At 72.7% G+C, this 2571-nt stretch carries 4 protein-coding genes; all 4 read right to left on the reverse strand.

Annotated features, from left to right (window positions below):
- Nucleotides 1–196, reverse strand: a 196-nt coding sequence (locus AC6EI8_RS26005) for a hypothetical protein (protein WP_498383328.1), incomplete at its 3' end; no start/stop codon positions are given.
- An 8-nt stretch (nt 197–204) separates the two neighbouring features.
- A complete protein-coding gene (locus tag AC6EI8_RS26010; protein ID WP_498383329.1) occupies nt 205–1104 on the reverse strand; it encodes a cellulose synthase operon protein YhjQ/BcsQ in 900 nt (299 codons plus the stop codon).
- A complete protein-coding gene (locus tag AC6EI8_RS26015; protein ID WP_149319785.1) occupies nt 1101–1304 on the reverse strand; it encodes a hypothetical protein in 204 nt (67 codons plus the stop codon). The genes AC6EI8_RS26010 and AC6EI8_RS26015 overlap by 4 nt, the downstream gene beginning before the upstream one ends.
- 7 nt (nt 1305–1311) lie before the next feature.
- The coding region (bcsE, locus tag AC6EI8_RS26020) for a cellulose biosynthesis protein BcsE (protein WP_498383330.1) at nt 1312–2571 on the reverse strand (1260 nt) is incomplete at its 5' end.

The raw sequence follows: 2571 nt of genomic DNA on the forward strand, positions 1-2571 counted from the left end.
GCCGTGGATCGATGCCAAGACGCTCGGCGGAGCGGGCCGACAGCCACGCGGCAAACTCGGCCGGCCAGTCGCGCTTGCCGGGCCGCGCCGGGCGGAAGAACAGGCGCACCAGCCATTCGTTGCGCGCGGGCCGCTCGCCAAGATCCAGGCCTTGGGCCAGCGCGGCACGCAGCCGCAGGGTCAGGTCGAGCAGCACGCCGAGGATCATCTGCGTGTCCCCGCGTCTTGCGCGGCCGCGCCGAGCGATGCCGCGATCCATTGCGACAGCCAGGCTGCGATGCCCTGCAGATCGTGCGCGGCCTGCGAATGCGGCATCGCGCGGCAGAAGTTCTCGCCGCGCGCCAGCGCTTCGGGCAGGCCGTGATCCAGATGCACCTGATAGGGCAGCAGCCGCTCGCGCAGCCGGGTGCGCAGCAGCGCCAGCACATCGCCATGCAGCTGGCGCGCGGGCTGGACCCGCGTTGCCACCACGCGATAGGGCAGGCCGATCCGTTCCAGCGCATGTTGCATGCGCGGCAGCGTGGCGCAGACCTCCGGCTCGGGCGGCGCCAGCACCAGCGCCAGATCCGCGGCGGCGAGCGCCTGCGTGGCATGCAGGGCCGGCCAGGCGGGCGTATCGATCAGGACAATGCCGTCGTCGGGCAGGTCGACCTGCGCCAGCAGCGCGCGCAGCCAGTGCGGCTGCTCGATCAGGCAGCGCGTGGCGACGGCCTCGGCGTCATCATCGGTGCCGCCGCATTCGCATTCGCGTTCGCGTTCGCGTTCGCCGTCGCCGTCGCCGTCGCCGTGGCTGTGGCCGTGGCTGTCGCCACCACCGTTGTCGCGAGGCAATCCATCCACCTGACCCCACGGCACCAGCAGCACGTCGTCGTCGCTGCGCAGGGCCGCAGTGGCCCAGTCGCTCGCCGACGGCCGCAGCGCCGCGTCGACCAGCCCGCGTTCGACCGGCTCGCGCAGGCCAAAATGCAGGCCGAGCAGATTACGCGGATCGCACTCCAGCGCCAGCACCGCATGCCCGCGCCCGGCCAGCAGCGAGGCCAGCGCGGCGGTCATCGTGCTGCGGCCCGCGCCGCCTACCGGCGCGACGATGGCGATCGTCTTCATCGCGTGCCGTCCTTCGGCGCCTGCCACCGCTTGCCGCGGATCACGATGCCTTCGAGCTGGGGCGGCAGCCGCACCGCGCGGCGCTGGCGCGGCTGGAACCAGCGCGGCATCACGCGCATCAGGTCCAGCTTCCAGATCAGCCAGGCGACGGGGGCGGCCAGTATCAGGCCCCAGATGAAATATCCGATAAAGACGCGCATGGCGATGCTATTCCCGGGCTTTGAGCGGCACCGCGGCCGGCGTCGGCGCGGTGCGGGGTTTGGAATGCGTGGCGTGAGCCGCTGCGGCCGGCCGCAGCGCATCGAGCGGGGACAGCAGCGGCAGCCTGGGGCCGGCCCGATGTTCGGCGTGATCCTCGGCGCGATTCCGCGCGCGATTTTCAGCGGTGATTTCGGCGCGAATGTCGGCGCGATGTTCGCCGCGGTCCTCGGGCCAGGCACCGGCTCCGGCCTGCGGACTTGCCTCGGCCGGCATGGCGGGCACCGTGGCGCCTTCGGCCACCGCAGCGCCTTCCGCCACCGCCGCCGCGCTGGCTTCCTCCCGCGCCTGCAGCCAGCCGCTGTAGTCGGGCAGCGTCCGCTCCGCGGCCTGCTGCGCGAACGCGTTCAGCGCGGCCTCGATGGTCGGCGCGTCGCCGCAGCGCAGCTCGCCCGAGAACAGCGCCTCCAGCGGCCGCTGGAACACGCGCCGGCAGACCGCGTCGGCGTCGTCGAGCCGGCAGGCAAAGAAGAACACATAGACGCTGTCGGCATCGGCGCTGCAGATATCGCCGGTACGGTTCATGCGGCAGGCGCGCAGCGCGTCGATATGCGCGACCTCCGGCAGCAGCGTCAGGCGCAGCAGCACGTGCGGCAGCCGGATGGTCCGGCCCTGTTCGACCGCGCCGCGCACCGTGTCGATGAATTCGGCCGGCGGCACGTAGCCGATCGCCGAGCCGGTCAGCACCGCCGACAGCGCGGTGCGGTAGTCCGCCGGCAGCGGACGCGAGAACACCTGCCCCTGCACGCCCTCGAGCATCGCCTGCACGCGCGCGAACGGCGTGCGCCGCGCGATCACCAGATTGGCGCCGAGATTGAGCAACAGCAGCTCGTAGTGCTGCCGCATCGCTTCCTGGTCCTCGCGCACGACGATCTTCAGCGCGCTGCCGCGCGTGCGCCGCAGCCGGTGCACCTGTTCGGCCAGCGTCTCGAAGGCACGGTTGCCGTGGTAGTGCAGCAGCACGGTCGCCGCCACCGCGCCGCCGGCGCTCGCCACCGCGGCCTCGTTGCTGTCGACCAGCTGCCAGGACTCGGGTACCCAGCGCTCGTGCGCGACGGCGTCGCGGCAGACGATCACGCGATGTTCGTCCGGCGCGAGCAGGCCGGCCGCCGCCGCATCGCCGCCTTCGCCTTCCGCGCCGGCGCCGCTGACCATCAGGCGGTGCTCGTCGGCGGCGAAGCGCAGCGGCAGCGAGCGGCTGGCGAGCAC

It is taken from the genome of Cupriavidus sp. R6-3 (genome assembly GCF_059772245.1).

What these genes read in the sequence shown, in the direction of transcription:
- AC6EI8_RS26010 (WP_498383329.1), bottom strand. Translation starts at nt 1,104, where the DNA reads ATGAAGACGATCGCCATCGTCGCGCCGGTAGGCGGCGCGGGCCGCAGC.
- AC6EI8_RS26015 (WP_149319785.1), bottom strand. Translation starts at nt 1,304, where the DNA reads ATGCGCGTCTTTATCGGATATTTCATCTGGGGCCTGATACTGGCCGCC.